We start from the raw sequence: 25089 nt of genomic DNA, 5'->3' as shown, positions 1-25089 counted from the left end.
AAATTCCGTAAATCTAAATTACTGATCAAGCCAATCTTTGAAATCACCTACTTTTTCTCGACTGATCAAAATATCCTGATCGGTACAGTTTTTCAGAGTTACCTTCAATCGGCTATTCGAAAAGGAGAAAATCCCGTCGATGGATGAGATGCTACTCAAGTATTTTCTATTTAGCCGAAAGAAACTGCTAGGGTCAACTAATGATTCTGTCTGTTCTAATGTGCTTTCAAGTACATACTTTTTGCCATCTAAAGTTTGCAGAAAAGTGATTCGTTCTTCACTGAAAAAGTACGAAATTTCTTCCATTGGCACGCTTTGAATTTTCTCGCCGTAACGCACCATAAATCTGGTTTTGAAAGTTGATTTCTTTGGAGAAAGCAAATTTTTGAGCACATCGAGATCGATAGTTGATCGAATTTGATTCGATTTAAACTTATCCACAGCCCTTTCCAGATCTTCTGGATCAATTGGCTTCAAAAGGTAGTCAATCGCATTTACTTGAAAGGCTTTGATCGCATATTGATCAAAAGCAGTAGTAAAAATTATCGGTGTGGATAACTTTACTTTTTCAAAAATCTCGAAGCTTAATCCATCGGCTAACTGGATATCACAGAAAATTAAATCAGGGGCAGGATTTAACTTCAGCCATGAAATTGATTTGGTGATACTATCGAAATTTCCAATTACCTCTGCCTCCGAGAAATGCTTCTTAATGAGCTTTATTAAAAGATTTGCGGCAGGTTTTTCATCTTCAATGATTAATATGATCATGTGGATAACTCTAAAATTGGCAGTTTGACAAGAAATTCTCGTTCCGTTTGAGAGACAGTTATAGTTTTATCAGAGAGAAGTGCATATCTCATTTTTATATTGCTTAGACCTACTCCCGTTGAGGGTTCCGACAGGCTAAATTTTGGTTGAAAATTATTACTTATCCAAAGCTCATTTTCCTTCAGGATAATGTGGATAAATAATGGGTTCTCTTCACTTGCCACGTTGTGTTTTATGGCATTTTCTAGCAAAAGCTGTAAGGATAGGGGTGGCAAAAGTCCGATTGTTTCACCAATTTCTATCGTGTATTGCAGACTTTCCTCAAATCTTATTTTTTGCAGTTCGAGGTAATTTTTAGTGAAGGCTACTTCCTTTTCCAGCTCAATTAATTCTTCCTTTTGAGCTTCCAATACATAGCGGTAGATCTTTGATAATTTCTGGATAAAAGCAGCGGAACGATCGGCATCTTCATAGACGAGATTGGATAAGACGTTCAAGGAATTAAAAAGGAAATGAGGATTTAACTGATCTTTGAGCGATTGGTATTGACTGGACAGTTTCTCATTTCTCAGTATTTCGGCTTCGAGTGCTGACTTTCTCCACTCCAAAAGCCAGGATCTTGTCGTAAATAGCGCCATAAAACCCAGAGCTATTTTCATCGGCATCAAGGAATAATCGAATATATTTTTCCAAGGAACATTATCCAGACTGAAATTCCCCCTAGTCCATGAATAGATCCCGACGACGATAAATGCTACTAAAAAAGCATAACTGAGGTAGGTGATGCTGGTAAAAATAAACCGTTTTACCGGCTGGTGAATCCAGGATATCCGTTTGTCATAATAGGTCTCCACGGCGTTTCCCCCAAAACTCATAGCTACTGTAATGGCTAAGGAAAAAATAAAATCTGGAGCCATGCTTTTGACTCCCTGCCAGCTCAAAAAGCAACTAGGACAGAAAAAGAGCATCAGGATGGTGACGATTCCTAGGTTGATTAGTATGAAACTAGGGAATGTACTCCAAATACCTTTGTTTGTTTTGCAGATTCCTGATTGCATTGCTTCTGACATACTGGGAAATTAATTAAAATGGCGCAATTCCTATCTTAGACTTTTAAAAGAAAAGAAGTGCGCCACCTGTGGAATGATCAATTACATTTTGAAGCTACCTGATCTGCTTGAGTTTTGCCCCAAGTAGGAAGAATATACGCTGCTGTGATTTTTGCTTCTTCTTCCTTATAGAGTTCTAGGCTCATTCTGGCCATGCCGCAGGCTTTCTCTGGTCCAGTACCAAAGAATTCAGCCATTCCCAACTCCATTTGAGACATCAGTGACACTGCCCGAGGGTTTCCTCTATCAAGATTGATCGCTTTTCCAAGAAGTTGCATCGCCTGCGGGCTCATCGTCTGTCCACGACCCGCAGGATCCAAGCTTATTTTACCCATCAAAATGTAGCCTTGTAAGGCAGTGATTTCGGAATTTTCTGAGGCTATTTTATCAGCCTTTTTAGCCAATTCCATGGCTTCGTCTAGGCTTTTGTCCTTATCAATATCAAACCGAAAAGCAGCTTCTGTTTTCAATAGTGATGCATAATAAAGTGGAAGCCACTCAGTTTCTGACACCTCTGCAATTCTCAAGAATCCATTGGTTACAGATTGGGATTCTTCAAATGTTGAGACGGTATTTCTTGCTTCCAACTGCTTTTGCATCGCTGCAACGAATGCTGGGTCAGATGCTTGGGCGAAGGCGATAAAAAGGAAAGTTAAGGCGAAGGTTAAGATGTTCTTTTTCATGTGTTTATGGTTTATAAGTTGTTTAGATTATTTGCAGTTTTGTCTTGTGAAAGGGTAAGGAAAATTCCCAGAAAAAGGAATCTAGGCGCTGGCTGTCCAGTGGGTAGTGATTCAAACACACCTTGCTCATTTGGCGATCTAGCATAGGAATACCCAAATACATTTTCTCTCCCCATCACGTTTTGCACCGCAAAGTGGATAATCAAATTAGGTTTGGGTAGATAACTCCAAGAGAAACTTAGGCTTTGGTAACTCTTGGTTTTTGAATTCATTTCTCCGGTCTCATTTGGATCAGTGTAAGTATATCCGTCATTGAAGGCGAAAGTCGTACCTAGCTGAGAATTCAGCACGGGGATGAAGTGTTTGACAACCAAGGAGAAATTATGCCTTGGAGCGAAATCGGGCTGAACTTGGGTTTCATACTGATTGTATATGCGCTTACTGTCCACAAAACTATACGATATCCAGTAGTCGGTATTTTTGATGCTTTGACGATCCCGGAAGAAAAAATCCAATCCGCGGGCATAGCCTGAGCCTGAATTGGACAGCATACTTGGATTTTGTGGAATACCTTCGAAAGTCAACAACTGATTGTAGGATTTGTAGAACGTTTCTGCTCTAAATAGTACGCCCTCTTTTTGATACATATAATTTAAAATCAGGTGTTTAGATTTAGAATTTTCAAGGGAAGGATCGATTACTTTGTAATTTTCGATAGGTAACTGGTGATATTGACCAGTGGCAAATGACACTTGACCGAATTCCGATACCTGATAGGCGAGCGAAAGTCTAGGGTCTACCCAGGTCTGATTTGCCAGCTTACTATTTCCAGCACGCAAACCACCACGGAGTACAAGCTTCTTACTCAGGTACCAATCCCACTCTGTAAACAGGTAGGTTTCTCTTTCTCCAAAGCTTCTTTGCTGATTTTCCAGCGGAAGCGCTTCTGAGTAATTATGGATGAAATATTCTGTTCCAATTTTCATGGAAATACGATCAGAGAAATCTTTGATCGCAGTGAATTTGGCATGAGAAAGCAGGTTTTTTCGCTCTATCGGAACAGTAGCCACATTCAGATTATCCTTGTTTGAGGAGACTGAAATTCCCCCGAATAGTGACCAGCCATTTTCATAGGAATTCCTCCAATTTGTCTGAGCATAAGAGTATTTGTTGTTCAGATTCACCAAAATTCCACGGCCATCAATTCCAGGCTGAGGCTGCCACAGTTCCATTCCCCCCGCCTCAGTTCTGGCAAGTACTTTCATAAGCCCACCTTTCTTTAGCTTTTGCTGAGCGGACAATTCCACATCCCATCCGAATGGTGCTCTTTCCCAATCAAAATCTTGTTTGATAAGTTTCTGGTAGGGTTTTAAGTCAAAGTAGTTCGCGGTGAGCGAGATACTTTGAGTTTCATTGGCCAGTGTTTGAGCATATCCTCCACCCACCGACATGATAGACAGATCACCCTGAGTTCTCAGCGAATGGTCTTTAGTATTTAGTGATAAAGTGGAGGAAAGCGCCTGTCCATATTCGGCAGAATACCCGCCCGTACTGAAAAAGGTGCCCTTGAAAATATTGGGATTAAAGCGTGTTCTGGTTGGCACGTTTGCGGTGGAGCTCCCATAGGCATTTCCTACACGAAGCCCATCGATGTAGATTCCCACCTCGCTGGCATCGCCACCCCGAACAAACAGACGCCCGTCATTTCCCACGGTGCTAGTTCCTGGTAATGTCTGCAAAGCCCCTACTATATCTCCCATCGCGCCTGAGGTGGTGACGATATCCAGTGGTCTCAGTACTACAGATTTTTTCTCATCAGAGGCCTCCATGGCTCCAGCAGAGATCGTCACAGAATTCATTTCGGTGATTTCTTCGATCAGTTTGACTTGCTGGATTTCGAGAGAATTCTGATCAATTGAAATTGTTACTTCCTGAGTTTTGAAGCCTAGAAACTTAAAAACCAACACTTGAGATCCTGTCGCTGAAGTTTCAATTCGGTAGCTTCCATCTGCCTCACTTGTAGCCCCATCATAACTGCCTTTGATCAGAATATTTGCTCCTGGAAGAGGTAGTCCTTTTTCGTCTAGGACTTTTCCTTGGAGAGTTGCTTGCGCAAAAGCTAGAGTGTGCAGAAGGAGAAAAGTGATAAAAAGTAGAAGTCGTGGATTCATTTCGTTTGAGATTTGAATCAAATGTGGGAGATAACCCTACCTCAAAAAATTAAAGTTGACTGAAGTGTAGAAATCTGCGACTGAACCGTGAAAAAGTGAAACTGGGTAAAATCAGAGAAATACGATAGTCGTTAAAATCAAACTGTAATCTCTATCCAATTCCCTTCTGGATCTTCAATCACACTTTCGTAATATCCATCGCCAGTAGTTCTCGGCTCACCTATAATTGAGGTTCCTTGTGCTCGAAAATCAAAAGTCATCTGATCTACGATTTCCTTGGAACCCACAGAAATAGCGAAATGTGCAAAGCCAGAAATCATTCCCCTTGGTATTGGCGATTCAGAAATAACAGTTCTTTTCATCAGTTCTATTCTGGTTCCTGATGCAAAGCTGAGAAAATAGGAGCTAAAACCTTTTGTAGGATTCTCATATTTTTCTCCAGCAGACAAATCAAAAGTTTGGCAATACCAATCCTTCATTTGCTCTAAATTATCAACCCAGATTGCGAGGTGTTCAATTTTCATCTTGTTACCACTCCCTTCCCACTGGAATAACTTTCCAATTTTGATCAAAATATGGTGTTTGCTTATAGAACCAAGAATAAATTGCTCTCGGAGATTTAGCAAAATCAGGATTTGCAGTCTTTTCTTCTTCAAATCGCCTTTTCAAATCCGCATCTTCAGCTAACATTTTTGTGATAAAAGGCTCCATGATGTAGGTTTCCATATACTCAGTCTGGGTAAAAATCGAATTGAAATATCCCCATTGAAAAAAGCTGTCAACTGACTCAGGTTCCAGTAAAATCACAGCAAGCTCACCTAAAGCTTGATCTGTAGCTACTCTTACTGACCCTGGATTTAAAGTCATCGTTCTGTACATTTTATCCAGCTCAAATCTTTGCACCCGCATCAATCCTTCGTAAGGTTGATTTCCCATAGCATAGCTGCTAACTGTGGATAACTCAACACGAACGTCCTTGGCTTCCTCTAAAGTTTCAAACTGAATTCCATGCTGCTCAAGTTTCGAGATTACTTCTGACCATTCTACTGGTACCCAATAGGCTTTTGGAACTGGAACTGAAAGCTCAGGCACATCCATAAGAATACTTGGAACGGATTGGGTCACAGGTTTTCCTTCCCACTTTACATATTCTGCTCCAGTAATTTCGGATTTTACTTTTGTAGAAGCTACACCCAGAAATTCCATCGAATCAGCTGGAGTATCGCGGAATTTGAATTTCACAGGAATAGACTCCTTTGGTTGATTGGCATCAGCTTTTACTGCTTTTTGGAGTGCTTCAAAATGATCTCCCAGTGATTTGATGGCTTGTTCTAAAAATACATACGTGCCCAAAACCCGCTGCTCGAAAGGTTTCAAGGAGTGATTTTCAATCAGGATGGAAGCCATGTGTCGGATATCACCATAGGTATGAGAAAAGCGGGGGCTAAAGGAAAAAGCAATGTTACCTTCGGAGAAATCATTTCCATTTGCTGCAAATAAAAGTGGGCCTGGAATGTGCCCCTTATCCTTTAAGGCCTGATCAACTTCAGGCTGAAATTTCGTGGATAACCAAGATGAGACCTCAGGTGAATAGCCGCCAGTGGCTACGTAGCCATAAGTAATGTCGTATTGATAGTCGGCACCGTCAGTGACATGGATGTCAATGTATAAATCAGGATCGTAGCTGTTGATAACTTTTGCTACAGTTTGAATTCCCACAGTTTCTAATTTGGTGTAATCTCTGTTCAGATTGAGGTTTACTGCATTAGTTCTCCAACCCATTTCTTTAGGACCTCGCTGATTTACTCTTCCATATTCACTTCTTCTTTCATGACCATCCACATTTAGAATTGGAATAAAAAGTAGGTTAGCGTTATCTAATAGGGATATTTTATTCCCTTGACTAATATCTCTTAGCAGCATCATTCCAGCATCTTTTCCATCAATTTCGCCTGCATGAATTCCAGCTTGGAAGAAAATCAGCGGTTTTTTTGATGTGGATAACTCTTCTGCGGTAAAGTCCTGGTCCAAAGATGCGATGACCATTTGAATCGGCCTCCCTTGTTCGCTACGTCCGATAGAAACAAGCTGCAGGTATCCCGAATTTTCTACTAATTTCTCCACCCAAGCCATCGTTTCAGCGTAGGTAGGAGATTCCATTCCATCAGAAAGTTCGAAAGGAGTTGCCCATTGATTAGACTTATCTACCAGAAGTTCTTTGCTTTTACCATTCCATGGAATTGTCGGAGGCATTATGTCTTGGGCAAAGGTTGCTATGGAAATGCTGAAGAAAAATAGGACTAGAGTTAATGTACGAAGTGATTTCATTGAACTTGAATATTTTTCTAAATATCGGAGTGTAAACAACAAATATCCCACATAGTAACAAGTTTTACTGCCGTAGATGGAAATTCTAAGGAGTGGTTAACTTTTATCATCTAGTCTATTTGAAAAAAAAAAGCGCAGTCCAGAGAGAACTGCGCTTCGGTTGGATTGAAACTCTAATTAGGCCGGCAAAGCAGCAAGCCCATTTCCATCTGGCTTACTTTTCACTTCTGGCGTATCTTTTAGAATCATAGTATCTCCACTTACTGCCGTATATGCTGGCCATTTTGGTAAAGTTCCAGCATTTGGATTACCGGTTTTCATAAAAGCTAGCAGAGAGGAGGACATTTTCTCGGATAATTTTCTTGGGCGATCTCCACCGCCAGTATGTGTATACATTCGATCTGTATTATCAAACCAGAAGCAAATATCAATGCAGTGGAATGCTTTCATTCTTCCATCATATAATTCTGGTTCCCAACCGAACCAGGCCAGGTAAACCGGAGCTTTTTGCTTCGACTTGGCATTGGCAGTACTTATTGCTCCTTTTCTGTTTGAAATGATCATTGCCCAAAGGTCTGCCGGAGATACATGAGGAAAGTCTTTTCGGTAAGCTGCGATTACTTTTTCAGTATCATCTCCAAAATTTGGATTAAGCTTCTCAGCTACTCCTGCCCAATCAATTTTCTCAAGTTCTGCTGAAGTTCGAGTAGGATTCCACTCGTGATAAGTTGTACAGATCATCAAAGGAATGTCCGATGCCAAGCCATTTGGATCAGAAAAGAATTCAGCTTTTGGAATAGTTGTACCATCAGCTACTGGGCTGAAGCCCCCTCTAAACCCGGGAAGTGGATGGTCTTTCCTCATTTTGGCTAAAGCCTTATTGGCAACATCTAAATATTCCCTCCAGCTCATGTCTTGCAATTTATCCACAGTTTCTGCAGTCAGCCCGGCTTCTTTCATTACGTATTCACCAAGCTCGCGTGAATATTCTTGATCCGATGCCTGAAGCATTGAGCCACTCAGTGCAACTCCCTTATGGACTAGACCTTTTGCTGCTGGCATAGCCATAGTAGCAGTGACCTTTGCGCCACCACCGGACTGCCCCATGATGGTGACATTTCCAGGATCTCCTCCGAAATTTTCAATGTTATCTCTCACCCATTCAAGTGAGGCGATTATATCCAGTTGGCTGACATTCCCTGAATCAGAATACTTGGATTCTACTACGCCAGAAAGATCAATAAACCCCATGGGACCAAGACGGTGATTAATGGAAACGAAAACCATGTCACCATTTTTGCTAAAATTCTCACCATGGTATCCATCTTGTTCGATACCATTGCCATTGGTGAATCCTCCACCATGCAACCAAACTAAAACTGGTCGTTTTTTAGCATCTAAAGCCGGAGTCCAGACATTTAATTTCAAGCAATCCTCACTCACTTCATCGTAATTCCAATGATCTGCGAAGGAGTAATCTGGACTTGCATAACGATTATCCATAATCTGAGGAGCAGTATTCCCCCACCATATTGTAGGCTTTACATCTTTCCAGGGAGCGGGTTTTTGGGGAGGCATAAATCTGTTTTTACCAGAAGTGTCTGCTCCATATGGAACTCCTAGGAAAGTATAAATATCGTTGAGAATATAGCCTCTGACCTTTCCAGAATCAGTATTGGCAACGGCAATTTCATCGCCTATTTGCAGAAATTGACCTCCATCTGCTTTTGATTTTTGCTTTGCTTGGGAGGAAAAAGGAAGAGCGGTTGCTAGGCTGAGTCCTGCAGTTCCTACGCTTACTTTCTTGAAGAATTCGCGTCTGTTATTTTTCATGGTTTTGGGTAGTATTGTAAAGGTTTGATCTTGAGTAAAATATACTTTAGACTTTCCGGATTATTAGCCTTTCTATAGGTGGAATTACTTGAACGGGAAATTATTGTTTCAAAGTGATAAAATAGAATTAGAAATCAAAAAAGACCGACCACTTTTCAGTAGCCGGTCTTGAATCTTATGTTTAGGTACCAAAATCTATTTCTTTGGTTCTTGATTCTATAATCTTGGATCTATTTTACTGTCCTACCATAAAGATCGCATTGCTCAGAATTAGTTTTCCAGACTCCCAGAAGCCTCTGAAAATCGGGTCATCCACGAAGTAAACGATTTCTCCGCGGCCAGCTCTCTCTACGCCAATTGCCATGGATTCGCCCATGGTGGATTTGATTTTAAAGCCAATATAACCGGTTCTATAGGCATCGTTATTTGCAATTATTCCTGCATTTGCACCATTGTTTAAGTAGGTGAATTTGCTTGAGTTGTTCTTTAAAGCATAATAAGTTCCGCCCGTACCATATCCCAATGGATGAGTTTCGTCCATGGTAATCTGATAAATTGCTCCGGCCGCTCCGTTAGAAATAGCAACTCTTTCCCCATCTTGATATGGAGTAAGTCGCTCTGCTTTTGCTAAGGAATCCAGCTTCTTTTGAGCTGCTTTTTTATCATCATCACTATCAAATGTTTTCAGGTCAAACCCTTCTTTGTTTGCAAAGAGATTCAAAGCACCATCGATCGCTATTACTTTTCCACCACCTCGAACCCATTGCATTACGTTTTCTTCAGCTGATTTGCTCAATCCTCCACCACGCATGGAAGGCATGATGAGCACTGTGTATTTATTTAGGTCGTAGCGACCCATGTTATCTAGTTCCAGATTTACCAGTGGATAATTCAAGTCTTTTTCGAAGAAATGCCATAGTGCACCGTAGTTCAGCGAATTTGTTCCTTCTCCGCCTACTAGCGCTACTTTCGGTGCTTGGATTACACGGATATTTGGCGAGCCAAAATCTTTTCCTTTGTCCACATACCCACTCATGGTAGTAGCCAGAGTCACCCCGAATTTATTGGCGATCTCAACCACTTTCTGGTCAAAATTTTGAGCATATTCATTCCCTCCTTTGGTGATCATCAGTGATCCAGCAGGAAAGCTTTTTCCTTCCACTTCAAAAGGAAATTCATTGTATTTCACACGAATATCAGCAGCCAGCAAAGCGGATAGAAATGCCGCATCACGAGTTCCTTCCCAAGCTGCGATATATGCTACGGGAGTTTTTCCTGCGACGTTTGCTGAGAACTCAGGCTTCATATATTCACCAGCAGCATTTACTCTAGTTTCAAGTGCATATGCCTCCAAACCATAGGCATAAGGCATGGACCAGCTGGTGATATCATAGGTAATACTGTCATGCAAGGCTGGATTTGGCTCAAATAATAACTGAGTCAACACAGCTTTAGGCTGATAGGCATTGATGATAATATCCTCTTCACTCGTAGAGAATGATTCACTTTTCCCAGAAGTATAAGAGAAGCCTTTCAAACCAGATTTTGCTCCTGCTTTGCCATAGACAATTTTATTTTTATCCAGCAATTCGAGTAGTTTCGCTACCTGAGCAGGGTTGCTTTCTCCTTTGATCACAAAGCTTTTGTACTGCCCTTTTGGAGAAGAGGAATTTTCATCAAAGAATTTCTCAAATTCTGAAAGCAATTTTTCAGCGTTTTTGCTGGTGACCTCAGTAGCAGACATGGCTGCAGTGTAATGGCCCTGGATTCTGTAGCTCAGAGTGACAGTATCTCCAACGGCATCAAAGCCTCCAACTCCAGCCTGACCACCACCACCTTGCTCGATGGTCATTCCTATAGCGCCGTTAAACATCGGATATGAATCACCATAGGATGGATAAAGCAAGTCAAAGCGCTCCTTTGTAAAGTAAAATCTTCCTGCCTCATCGAAGTATTTGGCAGTATTTCTACCAAAAGTATCCTGAAACTCATGTTGCCATGCAGTCAACTGCTCATGAAGAGGCTCCGCTGCTGGAGCCATGTAAAATGGATTGTTGATCCCTTGCTCATGGAAGTCCAAATGCAACTGAGGCATCCACTGGTTGTAAAGCTTCATTCTAGCTTGAGATTCCACTTGTACCTGCCAAGCCCAATCACGGTTTAGATCAAACAAATAGTGATTTGCACGTCCACCTGGCCAAAGTTCATTATGCTCCACCGATTGTAAATCCGGCTGAAGGGTAGTGTTCATTTTCTGGTTGTACCAGTTCGAGTAGCGATCGCGACCATCAGGGTTGATACATGGATCAATAATGACCACTTGGTTTTTTAGCCATTCTTGAGATTTTGCATTGTCAGGATTGGCTAGTGTATAGAACGAAGAAATCGCAGCTTCCATACCCACTGATTCATTTCCATGAACATTAAAGGACATCCAGTTGATCGGAACAGAAGTTGAAGGATTTCCATCCACCATGCCAGTTCTTTTCAGGTTGTCCGTTCTGATTTGTTCCAGATTGGCCATGTTTTCCGAACTCGAAAGTATAGCCACAATCAACGGACGCTTTTCGTTTGTTTCTCCGTATTGAACAAGTTTGACATTCGGATTATTTGCCGCCACATGCTCAAAGTAATCTACCATTCTGTGATGTGGAGTGAAACGGTCACCGGGCTTGTAGCCTAAAAACTGCTCCGGAGTCTGGATTTGGGCCCAAGAGCAGATGGTGGTCAAAAAAACGAATAATGATAAGAATAAGAGTTTTTTCATAAGGGGGTGGTGTAAAATGCTATGCTGAAAGTTAAAAGGAATTGTGATTTTACTTGACACCGATTAAAAAAAAGCTTGAATTTCTCTAGTGAGTAATAGCCAGGATCGCTGTAGCTTTAAGAGACCTCCTTCATTGAATCATGTAATCCTGAAATCTTTTACCATGAAAAACGTAAATCAAACCTTCGATTTTCATGGTAAATAGCCTCCTCAAATTATAGAGTTTAATGGTTGACTGTTTTAACTTTGGAGAACGGTGACCTCAACACTTTCTAAAAAACAAGATATAAGGTTTTAGTAATTGAAAAACAGATATCTGAAAATCTAACTTCTAAATGGAAATAGAATCAGAGAAATATTTCAAAAAATTCAGGCTTCATATTGAGAAGTATGTCCATATAGAAGACGCTGAATTTGATTCTGTTTGCAGGTATTTTGAAGTGGAAAAAGTCAGTAGAAAAACCTGTCTACTTGAACCAGGAAAAATTTGCAGGTTCGAGAATTTTGTCGTTTCTGGTCTATTTCAAACTACGGTGTCTGATGAATCTGGAAAAACTCACACACTGAATTTTCCTCACGAAGATTGGTGGGTAGGAGACTTCAAAAGTTTCTCTTCCAAGACCCCTTCTGTCATGAGAATAGAAGCCCTTGAGGACGCAATTCTGCTTAAAATATCCAAATCCTCTCTTGACACCTTATTGGAAAGTTCTCCAGCTTTCGCAAGCTATTTCCAAACACTTAGCGAGAATGCTAGTATTGCGGCAAATGAGCGGATTATCCAGCAATTATCACAGACCGCAGAACAACGTTACGTGTTGTTCAACCAAAAATACCCCAACATAAAAGGCCGCCTTTCTCAAAAGAAAATCGCCAGTTTTTTAGGGGTTTCTCCTGAGTATTTTAATCAGATAGAGAAAAGAAATAAATTTTAAAGACTTAATGTAGTTAAAGTTTTTTGGGAATTTGAAGTAATAGGTTTGGGAAACAAAACTGATGAAAAATGACTCAAAAGCACCCAAACATTAAACTTATTGAAAGCTTTTTTACAGCCTACGCTAATGCTGACTTTGCGGCTATGCAACAGGTGATGTCCATCGATGTTAAATGGCACATACCAGGCAATCATCCTTTTAGCGGAACCAAAAATGGAGTTAAAGAATTAATGGAATATTTAGAAAAACTAAATGATTTCGGCTTCAGAGCGGAGCAAATTGTAATCGGAGTAAATGAAAATTATGTGATCGATTGCCACAGAAACTGGAGTACTTCCAGTGGCTCAGGAGGATTGAATGCTATGTCCTGTTTGCTATGGAAAATCGATGAAAACAAGATAGTTGAGGTATTCAACTTCCCTCAGGAGCAATATTTGGTAGATGATTTTTTTAATAAGAAGATATAGTGACTATCTCAAAGCTAATCACTATCGTTTTTCTGCATGAAAGCTGTTAACCACCGAAGCAAAAATAGGCTGTGCTTTTTCGAATTGTTCCGCTGTAGAAGTTGCCGTTATTTTGAACGTTTGATTCAGCTTTTGGTACATGTAGAAAACTCCCATTTTATCTCCATTTGTGCCATAAGAGAATTTCACCCACTTAGCCGGAGTTTCGTCTATCGTCGCGGTTCCATTTTCCTCCACTTTTAAATTCGGAAACTCCTCGGGTAAAATGTACTGAATTTCAAAAAGAAAATCTTCTTCGAAGGATTGCTTTGCACCAACTGATTCAAAATTTTCTGTCCCCTGAGCGCTTTCTAGATAGGTTACAGATAGGATTGCTTTATCTATGTCTTTAGCAATAATCTTATAATCATAGCCATCGTCACTTACCTGCCAGTCTTTTGGCAAAACATAGCTGAATTTGATGTCTGGATCAGTAACCACTACTCGTTCTTGAGCAAAAGTAACTAGTGGGATCACTGTTAGGGAAAATAGAAATAGGATGCGATAGATCATGATGGATTTAAAGTTAGGATACGAAAAACACCTGAACTAATATATCCATTAATCAGGTGCTTATAAAATACATATCGCTTGATTTAAGTAGAATTAAGAAGTGGAATGAAAATGCTTATGCTTCTTGTACACTAAAAGCTACACAAAAGCCTCCCTCAGATACTTCGCAGTATAATTTCCCTCTTCCTTCATCATATCTTCAGGCGTTCCTTCGAAAGTTAAATAACCGCCTTTATTTCCACTTTTCCGGCCCAGATTAATTACCCAATCTGCCGTTTTAATTTCCTTGGCAGTTTGCTTCTTGGCTATCCATTCCCTTGTCAATCAATTTGTTAAATAAAGTGAATCAAAAACTTTAGCATGTTATAAATAAATATCTTAAGGAATATTTGGTAACGTATCCTTTGAGCAAACCTCATTTTAAATATGTCTAGACCTATTCTATTTTTTGTCATTTTCATTACGCTGCTTTCCTGCGATAAAAAAGAAAATTCTGTTACAGATGTACAAGTTTTATTTGAAAAGGTGGATAGCATTCAAATTAATTACTTAGGCAGCCCTACAGTTCATGATCTCGATCCTTTGTCTCAGAGGGTCGTTTTTATGGAACATAGTTTATCGGATAGTGGGCATGAAATTTTTATAGCGGACTTTGATGGAAATATCCTTTCATCGTTTATCAAAGATGGAGATACCCGTGACACTTACGGTCACATTATGGCACCTCTCGCAATCGATGGGGAAAACTCCTTTATGGCCTACTCTTTTAATGGTTTTATTCATTATGATTTTGATGGAAACCTTATTTCAAGAGTCAAAATTGTAGATTTTTTTAATCCTGGCGGACGAATATTAGGGATGGGATATGGCATGGAAAAATGGGAAGGCAAATACTTTTACGTGAATAGGGGAAGTAAAAATGCCGATTATGGTGATAAGGACTTTTTTGATGAGTATCATACCATGTACTTATTAGATCCTAGTACTGGTATAAGGGAATCTATTATCCCCTTTCCCGAAAATAGTCTCTTTATGAAAGGAAACTTTTTTTTTAGCCGCGCTTGGGAACCGGTTTTTCATATATCAGAATCTAAGCTTTACATAGTGTTCGGATTGGAGCCAGTCATTTACATTTATGAAAATCAAGCTCCTTTTAATCTTATATCAAGTATCCCTATTGAGCTTCCCGATTATCATTATTTTAAAGGATCAGAAAAATATAATAATGAAGATGTTCGCTTCTTTGGACATAGGGTTACCTCAGGTAAAATTTCCAATATAAAATATGTAGATAATTATTTTGTTCTCTCGTATTTTCCCGGCTTTGATGCTGCAGATACTGAAATGAGTATTTCAACCAATACAGGTCCGGATTTTTGGAATGCGATGCGGAAAAAATATACCACTCGTATTGCAATTTTGGATAGCCAAGGGAAAGTTCTCAATGACTTTGTGCCTGAAGGGCTGAGTGAAACTTCTATGAAAGTTAAAAATGGAGAGCTTTGGATGATGGGTAAACCCAATGGGGAAGTTGAGCTTGATTATTTCCAACTTTTTAAAGTAGGGTTAACAACTAAGGGGCCTTGAAAATTTGATTAAATAGAGCTCTTGGTACTTCTTTCAAAAACCAACTGGTAAACTACACAAAAGCCTCCCTTAAATACTTCGCAGTATAATTTCCCTCTTCTTTCATCATATCTTCTGGGGTTCCTTCGAAAGTCAGGTATCCTCCTTTATTTCCTCCTTCCGGTCCTAAGTCGATAACCCAATCTGCAGATTTGATCACCTCGGTATTATGCTCAATGATGATAACTGAATGTCCCTGATCGATCAGTGCATTGATGGAATGCAGGAGTTTTTTGATGTCGTGGAAGTGAAGTCCAGTCGTCGGTTCATCGAAGATAAATAGGATATGATCACCCTGTTTAGTTCCGCCCTTGCCTAGGAAGGAAGCCAGCTTTACCCGCTGAGCTTCACCACCTGAAAGCGTATTGGAGCTTTGTCCCATACCAATATAGCCAAGCCCAACTTCCTGTAGTGGTTGCAGCTTATTGATAATCTGAGTCTTTCCCTTAAAGAAATCCAAGGCTTCATCGATGGTCATATTCAATACGTCAGAGATGTCTTTCTCCTTGTACTTTACGTCCAATATCTCGTTCTTAAATCGCTTGCCTTTGCAGGACTCGCAAGTGAGATGTATATCTGCCATAAACTGCATTTCAACAGTGGTGATTCCTTCTCCGGCGCAATTTTCACAGCGACCACCATCTACGTTGAAAGAGAAAAAAGCAGGTTTATAGCCTCGCTGCTTGGAAATAGGCTGCTCGGAGAAAAGCATACGAATTGCGTCATAGGCTTTCACATAAGTCACAGGATTAGATCGGGACGACTTTCCTATAGGGTTTTGATCCACAAATTCCACTTGAGAAATGGATTTGTAGTCTCCCTCGATCTTGTCGTACTTTCCACTTTCGTCGATGACAGTTCCCAGCATTTTTCCCAAAGCAGGATAAAGCACTTTTTTGATCAGAGTAGACTTGCCTGAACCGGAAACTCCAGTTACACAGGTGAGCGTGTTCAGCGGGAATTTTACAGAAATGTTCTTAAGGTTATTTTCCCTAGCACCTTTTACCGTAATTGAATCCTTCCACTTGCGATTGCCATCTTTCTGGAAAATTAACTCTTCCCCACGCAAATATTTGGCAGTGTGCGTCTGAGCGGAGGTCATGAGTTCAGCTATTGTCCCTTGGAAAAGCAACTCTCCTCCATGTACACCAGCATCTGGGCCAATATCAATGATCTGATCAGCAGCTTTCATTACCTTTTCTTCGTGTTCAACCACGATCACGGTGTTGCCCAGATCTCGAAGTGACTTCAACACTTCGACCAAGCGATCGGTGTCTCTTGGATGCAAACCGATGCTTGGTTCATCTAAGATATACATGGAGCCTACCAGCGCAGAGCCCAAGGAAGTCGCCAATTTGATACGCTGAAATTCCCCGCCAGAAAGAGTAGAGGTCAATCGATTCAAAGTCAGGTATCCTAATCCAACCTGATCCATATACTCCAATCGACTCTGGATTTCCTTCAGCAATCGGTTGGCAATTTTCGCTTGATGTGGAGGAAGATCTAGGGTATTGAAAAACGGCAATGCCTCGTCTATCGGCATCAGCACGATATCCTGAATGGATTTATCTTCGATTTTTACATAAGAAGCATCTTTGCGCAAGCGCGTTCCCTTACAGTCAGGGCAAGTCGTACGACCGCGGAAACGTGAAAGCATTACGCGATATTGAATCTTATGAGTTTTGGTTTCCAGGTCTTTGAAAAATGCGTCCAGACCTTTGAAATACTTGTTCCCCGTCCAAAGCAAGGCTTTTTCCTTGTCATTCAGATCCTCATAAGCTCTATGAATAGGGAAGTCAAACTCGATTCCTTTTTTCAAAAGCGGTTCCACCCAAACTCGTGAGGATTCCCCTCGCCAAGGAGCAATTGCGCCTTCATAGACTGAAAGGTCCTTTTCGGGAATAACCAGATCGGGGTCAATTCCCAGCACATTTCCAAACCCTTCGCAGGTACGGCAGGCACCGAATGGATTGTTGAAAGAGAAGAAGTTGACCGAAGGGATCTCGAACTGCATGCCGTCGAGTTCAAAGCGATCTGAGAAACTCTTTGTCTCTTGACCAGGAATAGTGATTTTGCAGTCACCATGGCCTTCGAAAAGCGCAGTTTGCACCGAATCAGCAATACGGAATTGATTGTCTTCATCCTCTTTGTGAACAGCCACACGGTCGATTAAGATCTCATAATTCCCCTTTTGAATCTTTTTTTCCTGAAGCAAATCTTCGACAAAATAGGCTTCATCGTCAATTAAAATCCGTGTATATCCTTTTTGCAAGAGCAATTCCAACTCTTGGTTGATCTTCCTTCCACGCTCAATTTGAAGCGGGCAGGAAATCATGACTTTTGATCCCTCTTCAAAAGATTGAATGTAATCCACGATGTCTGTGACGGTGTGATGCTTTACTTCTTTCCCAGAAATAGGCGAGATTGTTTTCCCTATTCTGGAGAAAAGTAGCTTGAGGTAATCGTAAATTTCTGTTGTTGTCCCTACGGTGGAGCGAGGATTTTTTGTATTGACTTTTTGCTGAATAGCGATGGCCGGAGCTACACCCTTGATGTATTCCACATCGGGTTTTTCCATCCTGCCGAGAAACTGGCGGGCATAAGAACTTAAGCTTTCCACATACATGCGTTGGCCTTCGGCAAACAGCGTATCGAAAGCCAAAGAAGACTTTCCAGAGCCCGAGAGCCCGGTTACAACAACAAATTTATTTCTTGGAATTGCGACGCTCAGGCTTTTCAGGTTGTTCACCCGGGCGTTTTTGATGATAATGAATTCCTTGGGATCGAGGGAATCGATGGATGTATTGGCTGTTAATGTACTCAAAGTCATAGGGGACAAAGTTACGAAAGGAACAGAGGAACTCCTTGGAAAGTTTGAAGCTTGCAGCAAATTGTCGGATATGGATAGTAATCCTTAATTCGCGATATGTTAAGAGATACTAATTCGTTTAGGCGAATGGCTTGGAGGGAAAAAGACAAATTTGCAGTAGCGTTTGTAATGAAGGAACCGTCATATACTTGTGAATGATATTTCAAGGTTATTTAATTTATCTTGGCGTGTCGCTTTATCCATATTTTGTAGCAGTTTTTTACATAAAAATGAAATTATGAAAATTTTCAGCAAACGTTTTTGGGTTCTAATTCCGGTAGTTTTGGTACTGTTTTCTTGTGAGGAAGCAGAAAAGCCTTGCGGATGTACCAACCTTGACGTGGCCTTCCTTTTCAATGTAGTAAATCAAGAGAATGTTGATTTACTGGACCCAAGCGAGCCAAAACACATTGAAGCGAGCGATTTGTCAGTTTCTTTTCTCCTCGATGGAGAGAAAGTTGAGGTTTATGACTCTAAGATTAACCAGTTGAAAAGCTTTCCTAGGATAGTAGAACCAGAGCCTTTGGCGGGTGTGGATAAGTACGTACTAAATGTGATTTTAAATTCATCAGAGGATGAAGCTATACCAACCACCTATTTGGAGTGGAAAGATGGATCAATAGATGAATTGCAAGCTGAATTTAGTTATAGTGGCAATTCTGTAATCGTTAAGAAGCTTTGGCTGAATGGAGATCTAATTTGGGATATGCAAAGGGATGGAGAAAAGCCTATTTACCCACTTGTTAAGGACTTCTAAGAACAGCGATTATCAAAGTTGCTTTCCATTAAAGATGCTTCCCATGGTTGGGAGGCATTTTTATTGGCTGGATATTTCCGCTTTTGGTTAAGTATTTTCCTGCCAGGCAATTCTCCAATCTGCCACTGCGGACAAGTACTTACAATTTTATTCCTTTTCTTCGCATCATGGAATTCCAATTTTTATATAATGGAATAAGGGAAGGCCTTGCTGCGATGACTTGGCTGGAAGCTATTGCTGTGTTTTTCGGAATAGCTTCTGTGATTTATTCGATGCGGGAGCACATTTGGGTATATCCCACGGGCATTATTTCTACGCTCATCTACGTTTGGATTTGTTTGCAATACAAGCTCTACGCCGATATGGGGATTAACGCTTATTATTTCAGCATGTCTATTTTCGGCTGGTATGTGTGGACTCATCCGAAGGAGGGAAAAGCGGAGCTGCCCGTGACTTGGCTCAAACCTTCGGGTTGGGCGGTTTCATTAGGAATATTTGTGTTGTCTTATGTTGTTCTGGTATATGTCTTGGTCAATTTCACAGATAGCGATGTGCCTTATTGGGATTCTTTCACGACCTCTTCGGCATTTGTAGGCATGTGGTTGATGGCAAAAAAGAAGGTCGAAAACTGGATTTTCTGGATTTTGACTGATTTGGTGGCTGTTCCGCTTTATTTTTACAAAGGCCTAATCCTGACCTCATTTCAGTATCTTTTCTTCACAGTGTTGGCGATTATAGGATTAATTGCCTGGATCAAATCAGCGAGAAGATATGAGATTTATGCTTTATAATTAGATATTATTTCGCTCTTTCAGAGCTAAGGGAAACTAAATAATTGCTAACCCAGCCCGTTAGGCTGGGCTTTGGTATCTTGGGCTTTCAGCCTTATTCATACCACTAAAAATTCTGCTTTGCGCCACTCCGTGTTGACCTCCGTGGCCTCTGCGGTAAAAAACCTTATCAATGCCCAATCCACAACGAATCTTAATTCTCGGTCCAGAATCAACAGGCAAAAGCACACTGGCAGAAGATCTGGCTAATCACTTTGGGGAGCCTTGGGTGCCAGAATATGCTCGGGAATACTTAGATCAGTTAGGTAGAGAATATCGCTACGAAGATTTGATTGAAATAGGAAAAGGGCAGGTTGCCTTGGAAGATGAGATAGCTAAAGGAGCGGAAAAGTATCTTTTTTGTGATACAGATTTGCGAGTTATCCACATTTGGTCGGAGCATAGATTTGGGAAGACTGATCCTTGGGTATTGGAGCAAATAGCTGCGAGAAAGTATGCTAAAATCTTTCTTACCGATACCGATTTACCCTGGACACCAGACCCTTTGCGGGAATATCCAGAATTGGAGATGCGAAATTACTTTCTTGATTTATACACCAAATTGGCGAAGGAAAGCGGTTTTCCTTTTTATCTAATTTCTGGAAATAGGGATGAGCGGCTTACAAAAGCCCTTGAATTGCTTTAGTTTCGAATTTGAAAACACATTGCTATGACACGAAATATTCTCTCTCTAATTCTAGTACTCTCATTTTTTTCTTGCCAAAAAGTTGAAGATCAAAAGCCCACTAAGCCCAATATAATTTTTATTCTGGCCGATGATTTAGGTTTTGGTGAGGTAGGTTATCAAGGTCAGAAGAAAATCAAAACGCCGAATATTGATGCCTTGTCAGAGAAAGGAATGATTTTTACGAATCATTACTCCGGTGCACCAGTTTGCGCTCCTGCGAGATCCGTTTTGCTTACAGGAATGCATATGGGGCATTCCTATATACGCGGAAATGATGCTATGAAAGAGCGTGGAGATGTATGGGATTATGCCAAAGCTTCTGCAGATCCAAACCTTGAGGGGCAGAGAAATCTCCCTGCAGAAACAGAGACCATGAGCAAGATGCTTCAAAGAGCTGGTTATAAAACAGGCATTGTAGGTAAGTGGGGTTTGGGTGCGCCATTGACGGAAGGAATTCCAAATAACTTGGGTTTTGACTATTTCTACGGATACAATTGCCAGCGTCAAGCTCACAATCTCTACCCAACTCACCTTTGGGAAAACAAAGAAAAAGTGATGTTGGATAATGACTTGGTCGTTCCGGCCACCAAACTTGGGGAAGGTGATGATCCAAATGATCCGGCGAGTTATGCCAAATATGAGCAGAATGATTATGCGCCGGATTTGATGCATGAAAAGGCGATGAATTTCATCCAGGAAAATAAGGATGAGCCATTTTTCCTATACTATGCTTCTCCGCTTCCACATGTTCCTTTGCAGATTCCGAATGAAGAGCGACAGGAATATATTTCCGAATTTGGATCTGAAGAACCTTATAATGGAAACAAAGGCTATTTTCCTAATCAATATCCAAATGCTACTTATGCGGCGATGATCACCAAGCTTGATCAGCAAATCGGCGAGATCCGAGCAAAAATTAAGGAATTGGGTTTGGAGGAAAACACCATGATTATCGTGACTAGTGACAACGGGCCAACTTACGTGGGTGGAGTGGATTATGATTACTTCGAAAGCTCTGCTCCATTCACGAATGGATTTGGAAGAACAAAAGGCTTCCTATACGAAGGAGGAATTCGAGTTCCAATGTTGGTAAGCTGGCCAGGAAAGATTGAGAAGAGTACCTCGGATCACATTTCAGTTTTTTACGATATTTTCCCTACCCTGGCCGAGTTGGTAGGCGCATCTGTTCCTGAAAATTTAGATGGAAAAAGCTTCCTTCCGGAATTGATGGGGAAAGAACAAGAAAAGCATGACTATCTCTATTGGGAATTTCCCGAAACTGGAGGTCAGCAAGCCGTAAGAATGGGAAACTGGAAAGCCGTACGTCAGAATATAGTTAAGGAAAATAACTTGGAAATCGAGTTGTATGATCTTTCAAAGGACATTCTGGAGCAGAACAATATTGCTGCTGATCATCCGGATTTGATTAAGAAATTTGAAGAAATCATGGCAAAGGAGCATGAAACTCCAGTGGTGAGTACTTTTAGAATGGCTGCTTTGGGAGATTGATTTTGTAGGAAGAAGTTACCATTTCCCCAAAGAAAGCGTAGCTGCTTCCACTAGTCTCATCATATCTGGATGAGCGTTATTGTTAAGGATGATGATGGTTTTATTTTCTTCCAAATAGCGAACGATGATCGTCGAGTATCCAGGGTTTCCTCCAGTATGCATGACCATTTTCCCAAAGGGACTTTGAGGCTTTATCTCCCAGCCAAATCCATAATAGCTGCGTGTTCCATCGTTTAGCTTGAACGCACTATAAGCCTCTTCCATGGTCTTTTTGGAAACTAGTTTTTCGGTATAGAGCGCCTGATCCCATTTCAATAAATCTTCTGCATTGCTGCTGACTCTTCCCGGGCCTTTTCTATTGCCCAGCCAAATTGTGTAATCGGAGGAGTGGAATGTATTTGCATTTACATAATTGCCGTTCCCATCTTTGATGTGTCCTGCGGCAAAATTCTTAACCTTCGCTTTTTCCTCCAAAGATCGGATGTCCGTGTTTTTCATGGCAAGAGGCTTAAAAATCCACTCCCGCATAAGTTCTACGAAATCCTCTCCAGTTGCTTTTTCCACAATGCTAGCAAGAAGAACATAACCTGTATTACTGTATTCGTATTTGTCGCCAGGGTCAAATGACTTCGCTGGTTGGTATTTGCGCAGGTATTCAAGAATCTCAGGGTTTCCGGCTACTTTGCTTTTATCCCAATGCTCATCCATTACGGACTGATAATCCGGTAATCCGCTGGTATGTGTAAGAAGATTACGAATGGTGATGTCTGGATAGGGTGTTTCTACATACTTTGATGCCATGTCGTCAAAATCCAACAACCCTTTTTCCTTGCAAATCATAACCATCATCGCAGTGAATTGCTTAGATAGGGAAGCTAATTCGAAAATATCGCTTTCATGTAGGAGTGCACGATTTTCATAGGTCCGCATTCCCATTGCATCTTCGAGAAGTATTTTGCCATCTTCTGCTACGAGTATCACTCCAGAAAAGCCCTCTTTCTGTGCTCTATCAATTGCTTCTTTTAGGATTTTTTGCTGCGCAAAAACACTAGGTTCTATAAGGATAAAAGCCAGAAGAAAGAGTGCGAGAAATCTATTCATGAGAAGGGGATTTATCAGGAATTTACAAAAGGTTTTGCTGTTCCGCTAATATGGGGTGGAAATGAGGATATTGAAAAATAATATTAACCGCAAAGCCCATAAAGTTTCGCAGAGTTGACAGAGCTTAATTTCGAGGGTGCGGCATTTAAATAGGATTGCTTTTGCCGCGAATTCTGGACGGCAGGTTTTTATGATTTTATTTTAGAGTATTCTTACTTAAGCTAAGTGATTTGGGCTTTAACCTAATTCTCTATGTGGGAGAGAGGGTGTCGATTGTGCCCTCCTATTTAAATAAAAACAAAAAAGCCACAGTTTCCCGTGGCTTTAAAAATATAGATAAGAGGTTAATACTATTCTACTCCACCTTTTCTAGTAGGAGATCTTACTGCTGGCCATTCTGCCGGCTCACCACCTCTTCCGAGTGGTACACGTACTTCTCTGGATACCATATCGTCCTCTTCGCTCGCCATATAAACCATGATAGCTGCCATGATCACGTTATTCTGAACGTCATCAAACACAATTTTATCATAGGTATCTAAATTGGTGTGCCAAGTGTAATTGAAATAAGACCAGTTCAAAGAGCTCAATGAAAATGCCGGAACACCAGCTGCCACGAAGGAAGCGTAGTCAGATCCGCCACCGCCTGGATTGCCAGGAAAAGTAGTTTCCACATCTCTGGTGATCTCGCGAGGTACTTTGGACATCCATCTACCCAAATACTCATAGCTATGAATGAAGCCTTGTCCAGATACGTTGGCCACACGACCGGTTCCGTTATCCTGGTTGAAAAGCGCCTGGATTTTAGGCATCATCTCAGGGTGGTCTTCAACGAAAGCTCTAGAACCGTTCAGTCCCTGCTCTTCAGAACCCCAGTGACCTACCAAGATTGTACGCTTAGGGTTTGGATAGACTTCTTTCAATACTCGCATCACTTCCATCATCATGATTGTACCAGTTCCGTTATCCGTAGCACCAGTACCGCCATCCCATGAGTCAAAGTGTGCAGAAAGCATCACATATTCGTCCGGCTTCTCAGTTCCTTTGATTTCAGCAATTGTGTTGAAAGTCGGAACCATGCCGTTTTCTTTAGATTGCGCATTAAGGTTGATCATTGGTTTTTCGCCACCTTCAGCCAATCTGAAAAGCAAGCCATAATCCTCCAAAGAAAGATCTACAGTAGGTACTTTTTTAGTTGATGCGGAGAAGATTTTGTTTGCTCCGAAACCTTGAGACCAGTAAGAAGTGATGATACCTAGTGCCCCTGCATCTTCAAGTGCGATAGGTAATTCTCTTCTGCCTTGACCTGTTTTTTGAAGTCTCTGGTTCCAAGCTGTATTAGATTCAGTGCGTTCTTCTTTCATTTTCTCGAAAGATTCTTCAGTAGCGAATTCCTCCCAGTTGTAATCAGGACGGCCTGTCACCTGCGGAGCGGAGATCATTACATATTTGCCTTTTACAGAAGGAAGCCATGCTTTGAAAGCCGCTTCATCTGCCAGTTCTGGTATTACTACTACTTCACCTTGAGCGCCACCTTTTGGAGAAGATGGACTCCAAGCCAATTGCTGCCCTGCCAAGGATTTTGTCCAAGGAGCCACCATATCGATGTGGGTAATTCCTCTTTCCCAGCCTCTCCATTCGCCCCACTTCTCATTGCGAGCTTCTATGCCCCAGCCTTTGTATTTTGCTACTGCCCAATCGTGCGCTTTTTGCATTTGAGGTGAACCTACCAATCTTGGGCCGATACCGTCCATCAATTCGTGACCGATTTGCTTGAGTTGGGAGTTTTCCGTTTCCTCTTTGATGATCTTTTCAATCACCTCATCTTGTGCTTGGACATTGCTGCCTAGAAGCAGCATCAAGCCCAGTCCTACTAAGTATCTCTTTTTCATGTGTATATATTTGGTTTGCTTTGGTCGCGCTGAATCTTATATGATATAAACAGCTCAATCTGTGTAGGATTGATCCTGCTCTCTTTCATAGTTGGCTATTTTATTTTTAAAATTATCGCTTAGTAACGTGATTTCCGCACCGTTGGTGGATTTGTGGGCGTGCAGAGATGTGCTTGTCCTAGTGATTGAGCCCTTAGCTTCTGA

General features: G+C 41.1%; 20 protein-coding genes. 7 read left to right on the top strand and 13 right to left on the bottom strand.

Translation table 11 applies throughout. The annotated features are described in order from the left end of the window. Nucleotides 1-18: 18 nt before the first annotated feature. The 8 genes from AACZ87_RS11875 to AACZ87_RS11840 form a co-directional block, all read right to left on the bottom strand. Nucleotides 19-771 carry a LytTR family DNA-binding domain-containing protein gene (locus AACZ87_RS11875; protein ID WP_339867406.1) on the bottom strand — a complete coding sequence of 251 codons (753 nt, stop codon included), beginning with the start codon at nucleotides 769-771 and terminating at the stop codon, nucleotides 19-21. Further along, a complete protein-coding gene (locus AACZ87_RS11870) occupies nucleotides 768-1841 on the bottom strand; it encodes a histidine kinase (RefSeq protein WP_339867405.1) in 1074 nt (357 codons plus the stop codon). The genes AACZ87_RS11875 and AACZ87_RS11870 overlap by 4 nt, the downstream gene beginning before the upstream one ends. A 77-nt stretch (nucleotides 1842-1918) precedes the next feature. Next, entirely contained in the window at nucleotides 1919-2563 is a 645-nt protein-coding gene (locus AACZ87_RS11865) for a hypothetical protein (protein WP_339867404.1), read from the bottom strand. Nucleotides 2564-2574: 11 nt separating this feature from the next. Beyond that, nucleotides 2575-4734 (bottom strand): TonB-dependent receptor, encoded by a 2160-nt coding sequence (locus AACZ87_RS11860; protein WP_339867402.1) that lies wholly within the window; start codon nucleotides 4732-4734, stop codon nucleotides 2575-2577. 137 nt (nucleotides 4735-4871) lie between these two features. Next, entirely contained in the window at nucleotides 4872-5258 is a 387-nt protein-coding gene (locus AACZ87_RS11855) for a VOC family protein (protein ID WP_339867401.1), read from the bottom strand. A gap of 4 nt (nucleotides 5259-5262) precedes the next feature. Next, complete coding sequence (locus AACZ87_RS11850) at nucleotides 5263-7062, bottom strand: M14 family metallopeptidase (RefSeq protein WP_339867400.1); 1800 nt, start codon at nucleotides 7060-7062, stop codon at nucleotides 5263-5265. A 177-nt stretch (nucleotides 7063-7239) separates the two neighbouring features. Continuing rightward, on the bottom strand, nucleotides 7240-8895 hold the full coding sequence (locus AACZ87_RS11845; RefSeq protein WP_339867399.1) for a carboxylesterase family protein: 1656 nt from the start codon (nucleotides 8893-8895) through the stop codon (nucleotides 7240-7242). 235 nt (nucleotides 8896-9130) lie between these two features. Further along, nucleotides 9131-11662: a M14 family zinc carboxypeptidase gene (locus tag AACZ87_RS11840; protein WP_339867397.1), complete on the bottom strand. Its 2532-nt coding sequence runs from the start codon at nucleotides 11660-11662 to the stop codon at nucleotides 9131-9133. A 335-nt stretch (nucleotides 11663-11997) separates the two neighbouring features. Here AACZ87_RS11840 and AACZ87_RS11835 point away from each other — a divergent pair, with 335 nt between their 5' ends. Next, on the top strand, nucleotides 11998-12594 hold the full coding sequence (locus AACZ87_RS11835; RefSeq protein ID WP_339867395.1) for a Crp/Fnr family transcriptional regulator: 597 nt from the start codon (nucleotides 11998-12000) through the stop codon (nucleotides 12592-12594). Between the two features lie 68 nt (nucleotides 12595-12662). Further along, nucleotides 12663-13061: a nuclear transport factor 2 family protein gene (locus AACZ87_RS11830; protein WP_339867393.1), complete on the top strand. Its 399-nt coding sequence runs from the start codon at nucleotides 12663-12665 to the stop codon at nucleotides 13059-13061. A 21-nt stretch (nucleotides 13062-13082) separates the two neighbouring features. On the opposite strand, the gene AACZ87_RS11825 is transcribed toward AACZ87_RS11830, so the two are convergent. Both AACZ87_RS11825 and AACZ87_RS11820 read right to left on the bottom strand, forming a co-directional pair. After that, a complete protein-coding gene (locus AACZ87_RS11825) occupies nucleotides 13083-13613 on the bottom strand; it encodes a hypothetical protein (protein WP_339867391.1) in 531 nt (176 codons plus the stop codon). A 138-nt stretch (nucleotides 13614-13751) separates the two neighbouring features. Then, nucleotides 13752-13937: a hypothetical protein gene (locus tag AACZ87_RS11820; protein WP_339867389.1), complete on the bottom strand. Its 186-nt coding sequence runs from the start codon at nucleotides 13935-13937 to the stop codon at nucleotides 13752-13754. 102 nt (nucleotides 13938-14039) lie between these two features. Here AACZ87_RS11820 and AACZ87_RS11815 point away from each other — a divergent pair, with 102 nt between their 5' ends. Beyond that, the gene (locus AACZ87_RS11815) at nucleotides 14040-15200 is read left to right on the top strand and encodes a hypothetical protein (protein ID WP_339867387.1); all 1161 of its coding nucleotides are present in this window, start codon (nucleotides 14040-14042) and stop codon (nucleotides 15198-15200) included. Between the two features lie 52 nt (nucleotides 15201-15252). Here AACZ87_RS11815 and uvrA read toward each other — a convergent pair whose 3' ends face one another. Further along, nucleotides 15253-18069 (bottom strand): excinuclease ABC subunit UvrA, encoded by a 2817-nt coding sequence (gene uvrA / locus AACZ87_RS11810; RefSeq protein ID WP_339867386.1) that lies wholly within the window; start codon nucleotides 18067-18069, stop codon nucleotides 15253-15255. A gap of 277 nt (nucleotides 18070-18346) precedes the next feature. Here uvrA and AACZ87_RS11805 point away from each other — a divergent pair, with 277 nt between their 5' ends. The 4 genes from AACZ87_RS11805 (at nucleotide 18347) to AACZ87_RS11790 (ending at nucleotide 21892) form a co-directional block, all read left to right on the top strand. After that, nucleotides 18347-18865, top strand: a complete 519-nt coding sequence (locus AACZ87_RS11805; protein ID WP_339867384.1) for a hypothetical protein — start codon at nucleotides 18347-18349, stop codon at nucleotides 18863-18865. Between the two features lie 167 nt (nucleotides 18866-19032). Continuing rightward, nucleotides 19033-19656 (top strand): nicotinamide riboside transporter PnuC, encoded by a 624-nt coding sequence (pnuC, locus tag AACZ87_RS11800; RefSeq protein ID WP_339867382.1) that lies wholly within the window; start codon nucleotides 19033-19035, stop codon nucleotides 19654-19656. A gap of 172 nt (nucleotides 19657-19828) precedes the next feature. Next, on the top strand, nucleotides 19829-20341 hold the full coding sequence (locus tag AACZ87_RS11795) for an ATP-binding protein (RefSeq protein WP_339867380.1): 513 nt from the start codon (nucleotides 19829-19831) through the stop codon (nucleotides 20339-20341). 24 nt (nucleotides 20342-20365) lie between these two features. Beyond that, the gene (locus tag AACZ87_RS11790; protein WP_339867378.1) at nucleotides 20366-21892 is read left to right on the top strand and encodes an arylsulfatase; all 1527 of its coding nucleotides are present in this window, start codon (nucleotides 20366-20368) and stop codon (nucleotides 21890-21892) included. Between the two features lie 15 nt (nucleotides 21893-21907). Here the strand turns inward: AACZ87_RS11790 and AACZ87_RS11785 are convergent, their stop codons facing one another. Both AACZ87_RS11785 and AACZ87_RS11780 read right to left on the bottom strand, forming a co-directional pair. Then, on the bottom strand, nucleotides 21908-22993 hold the full coding sequence (locus AACZ87_RS11785; RefSeq protein WP_339867377.1) for a serine hydrolase domain-containing protein: 1086 nt from the start codon (nucleotides 22991-22993) through the stop codon (nucleotides 21908-21910). Between the two features lie 350 nt (nucleotides 22994-23343). After that, nucleotides 23344-24885: a M20/M25/M40 family metallo-hydrolase gene (locus AACZ87_RS11780; RefSeq protein WP_339867376.1), complete on the bottom strand. Its 1542-nt coding sequence runs from the start codon at nucleotides 24883-24885 to the stop codon at nucleotides 23344-23346. Nucleotides 24886-25089 lie beyond the last annotated feature (204 nt).

Source organism: uncultured Algoriphagus sp. (assembly GCF_963974365.1).
Taxonomy (GTDB): Bacteria; Bacteroidota; Bacteroidia; order Cytophagales; family Cyclobacteriaceae; genus Algoriphagus.
Note: the sequence above shows the minus strand (reverse complement) of the source record. Positions and strands in the feature narration are given on the sequence as shown.

Bases quoted from the DNA above. Each gene is read 5' to 3' on its own strand.
- AACZ87_RS11875 (WP_339867406.1), bottom strand. From the start codon at position 771: ATGATCATATTAATCATTGAAGATGAAAAACCTGCCGCAAATCTTTTA.
- AACZ87_RS11870 (WP_339867405.1), bottom strand. From the start codon at position 1,841: ATGTCAGAAGCAATGCAATCAGGAATCTGCAAAACAAACAAAGGTATT.
- AACZ87_RS11865 (WP_339867404.1), bottom strand. From the start codon at position 2,563: ATGAAAAAGAACATCTTAACCTTCGCCTTAACTTTCCTTTTTATCGCC.
- AACZ87_RS11860 (WP_339867402.1), bottom strand. From the start codon at position 4,734: ATGAATCCACGACTTCTACTTTTTATCACTTTTCTCCTTCTGCACACT.
- AACZ87_RS11855 (WP_339867401.1), bottom strand. From the start codon at position 5,258: ATGAAAATTGAACACCTCGCAATCTGGGTTGATAATTTAGAGCAAATG.
- AACZ87_RS11850 (WP_339867400.1), bottom strand. From the start codon at position 7,062: ATGAAATCACTTCGTACATTAACTCTAGTCCTATTTTTCTTCAGCATT.
- AACZ87_RS11845 (WP_339867399.1), bottom strand. From the start codon at position 8,895: ATGAAAAATAACAGACGCGAATTCTTCAAGAAAGTAAGCGTAGGAACT.
- AACZ87_RS11840 (WP_339867397.1), bottom strand. From the start codon at position 11,662: ATGAAAAAACTCTTATTCTTATCATTATTCGTTTTTTTGACCACCATC.
- AACZ87_RS11835 (WP_339867395.1), top strand. From the start codon at position 11,998: ATGGAAATAGAATCAGAGAAATATTTCAAAAAATTCAGGCTTCATATT.
- AACZ87_RS11830 (WP_339867393.1), top strand. From the start codon at position 12,663: ATGACTCAAAAGCACCCAAACATTAAACTTATTGAAAGCTTTTTTACA.
- AACZ87_RS11825 (WP_339867391.1), bottom strand. From the start codon at position 13,613: ATGATCTATCGCATCCTATTTCTATTTTCCCTAACAGTGATCCCACTA.
- AACZ87_RS11815 (WP_339867387.1), top strand. From the start codon at position 14,040: ATGTCTAGACCTATTCTATTTTTTGTCATTTTCATTACGCTGCTTTCC.
- uvrA (WP_339867386.1), bottom strand. From the start codon at position 18,069: ATGACTTTGAGTACATTAACAGCCAATACATCCATCGATTCCCTCGAT.
- AACZ87_RS11805 (WP_339867384.1), top strand. From the start codon at position 18,347: ATGAAAATTTTCAGCAAACGTTTTTGGGTTCTAATTCCGGTAGTTTTG.
- pnuC (WP_339867382.1), top strand. From the start codon at position 19,033: ATGGAATTCCAATTTTTATATAATGGAATAAGGGAAGGCCTTGCTGCG.
- AACZ87_RS11795 (WP_339867380.1), top strand. From the start codon at position 19,829: ATGCCCAATCCACAACGAATCTTAATTCTCGGTCCAGAATCAACAGGC.
- AACZ87_RS11790 (WP_339867378.1), top strand. From the start codon at position 20,366: ATGACACGAAATATTCTCTCTCTAATTCTAGTACTCTCATTTTTTTCT.
- AACZ87_RS11785 (WP_339867377.1), bottom strand. From the start codon at position 22,993: ATGAATAGATTTCTCGCACTCTTTCTTCTGGCTTTTATCCTTATAGAA.
- AACZ87_RS11780 (WP_339867376.1), bottom strand. From the start codon at position 24,885: ATGAAAAAGAGATACTTAGTAGGACTGGGCTTGATGCTGCTTCTAGGC.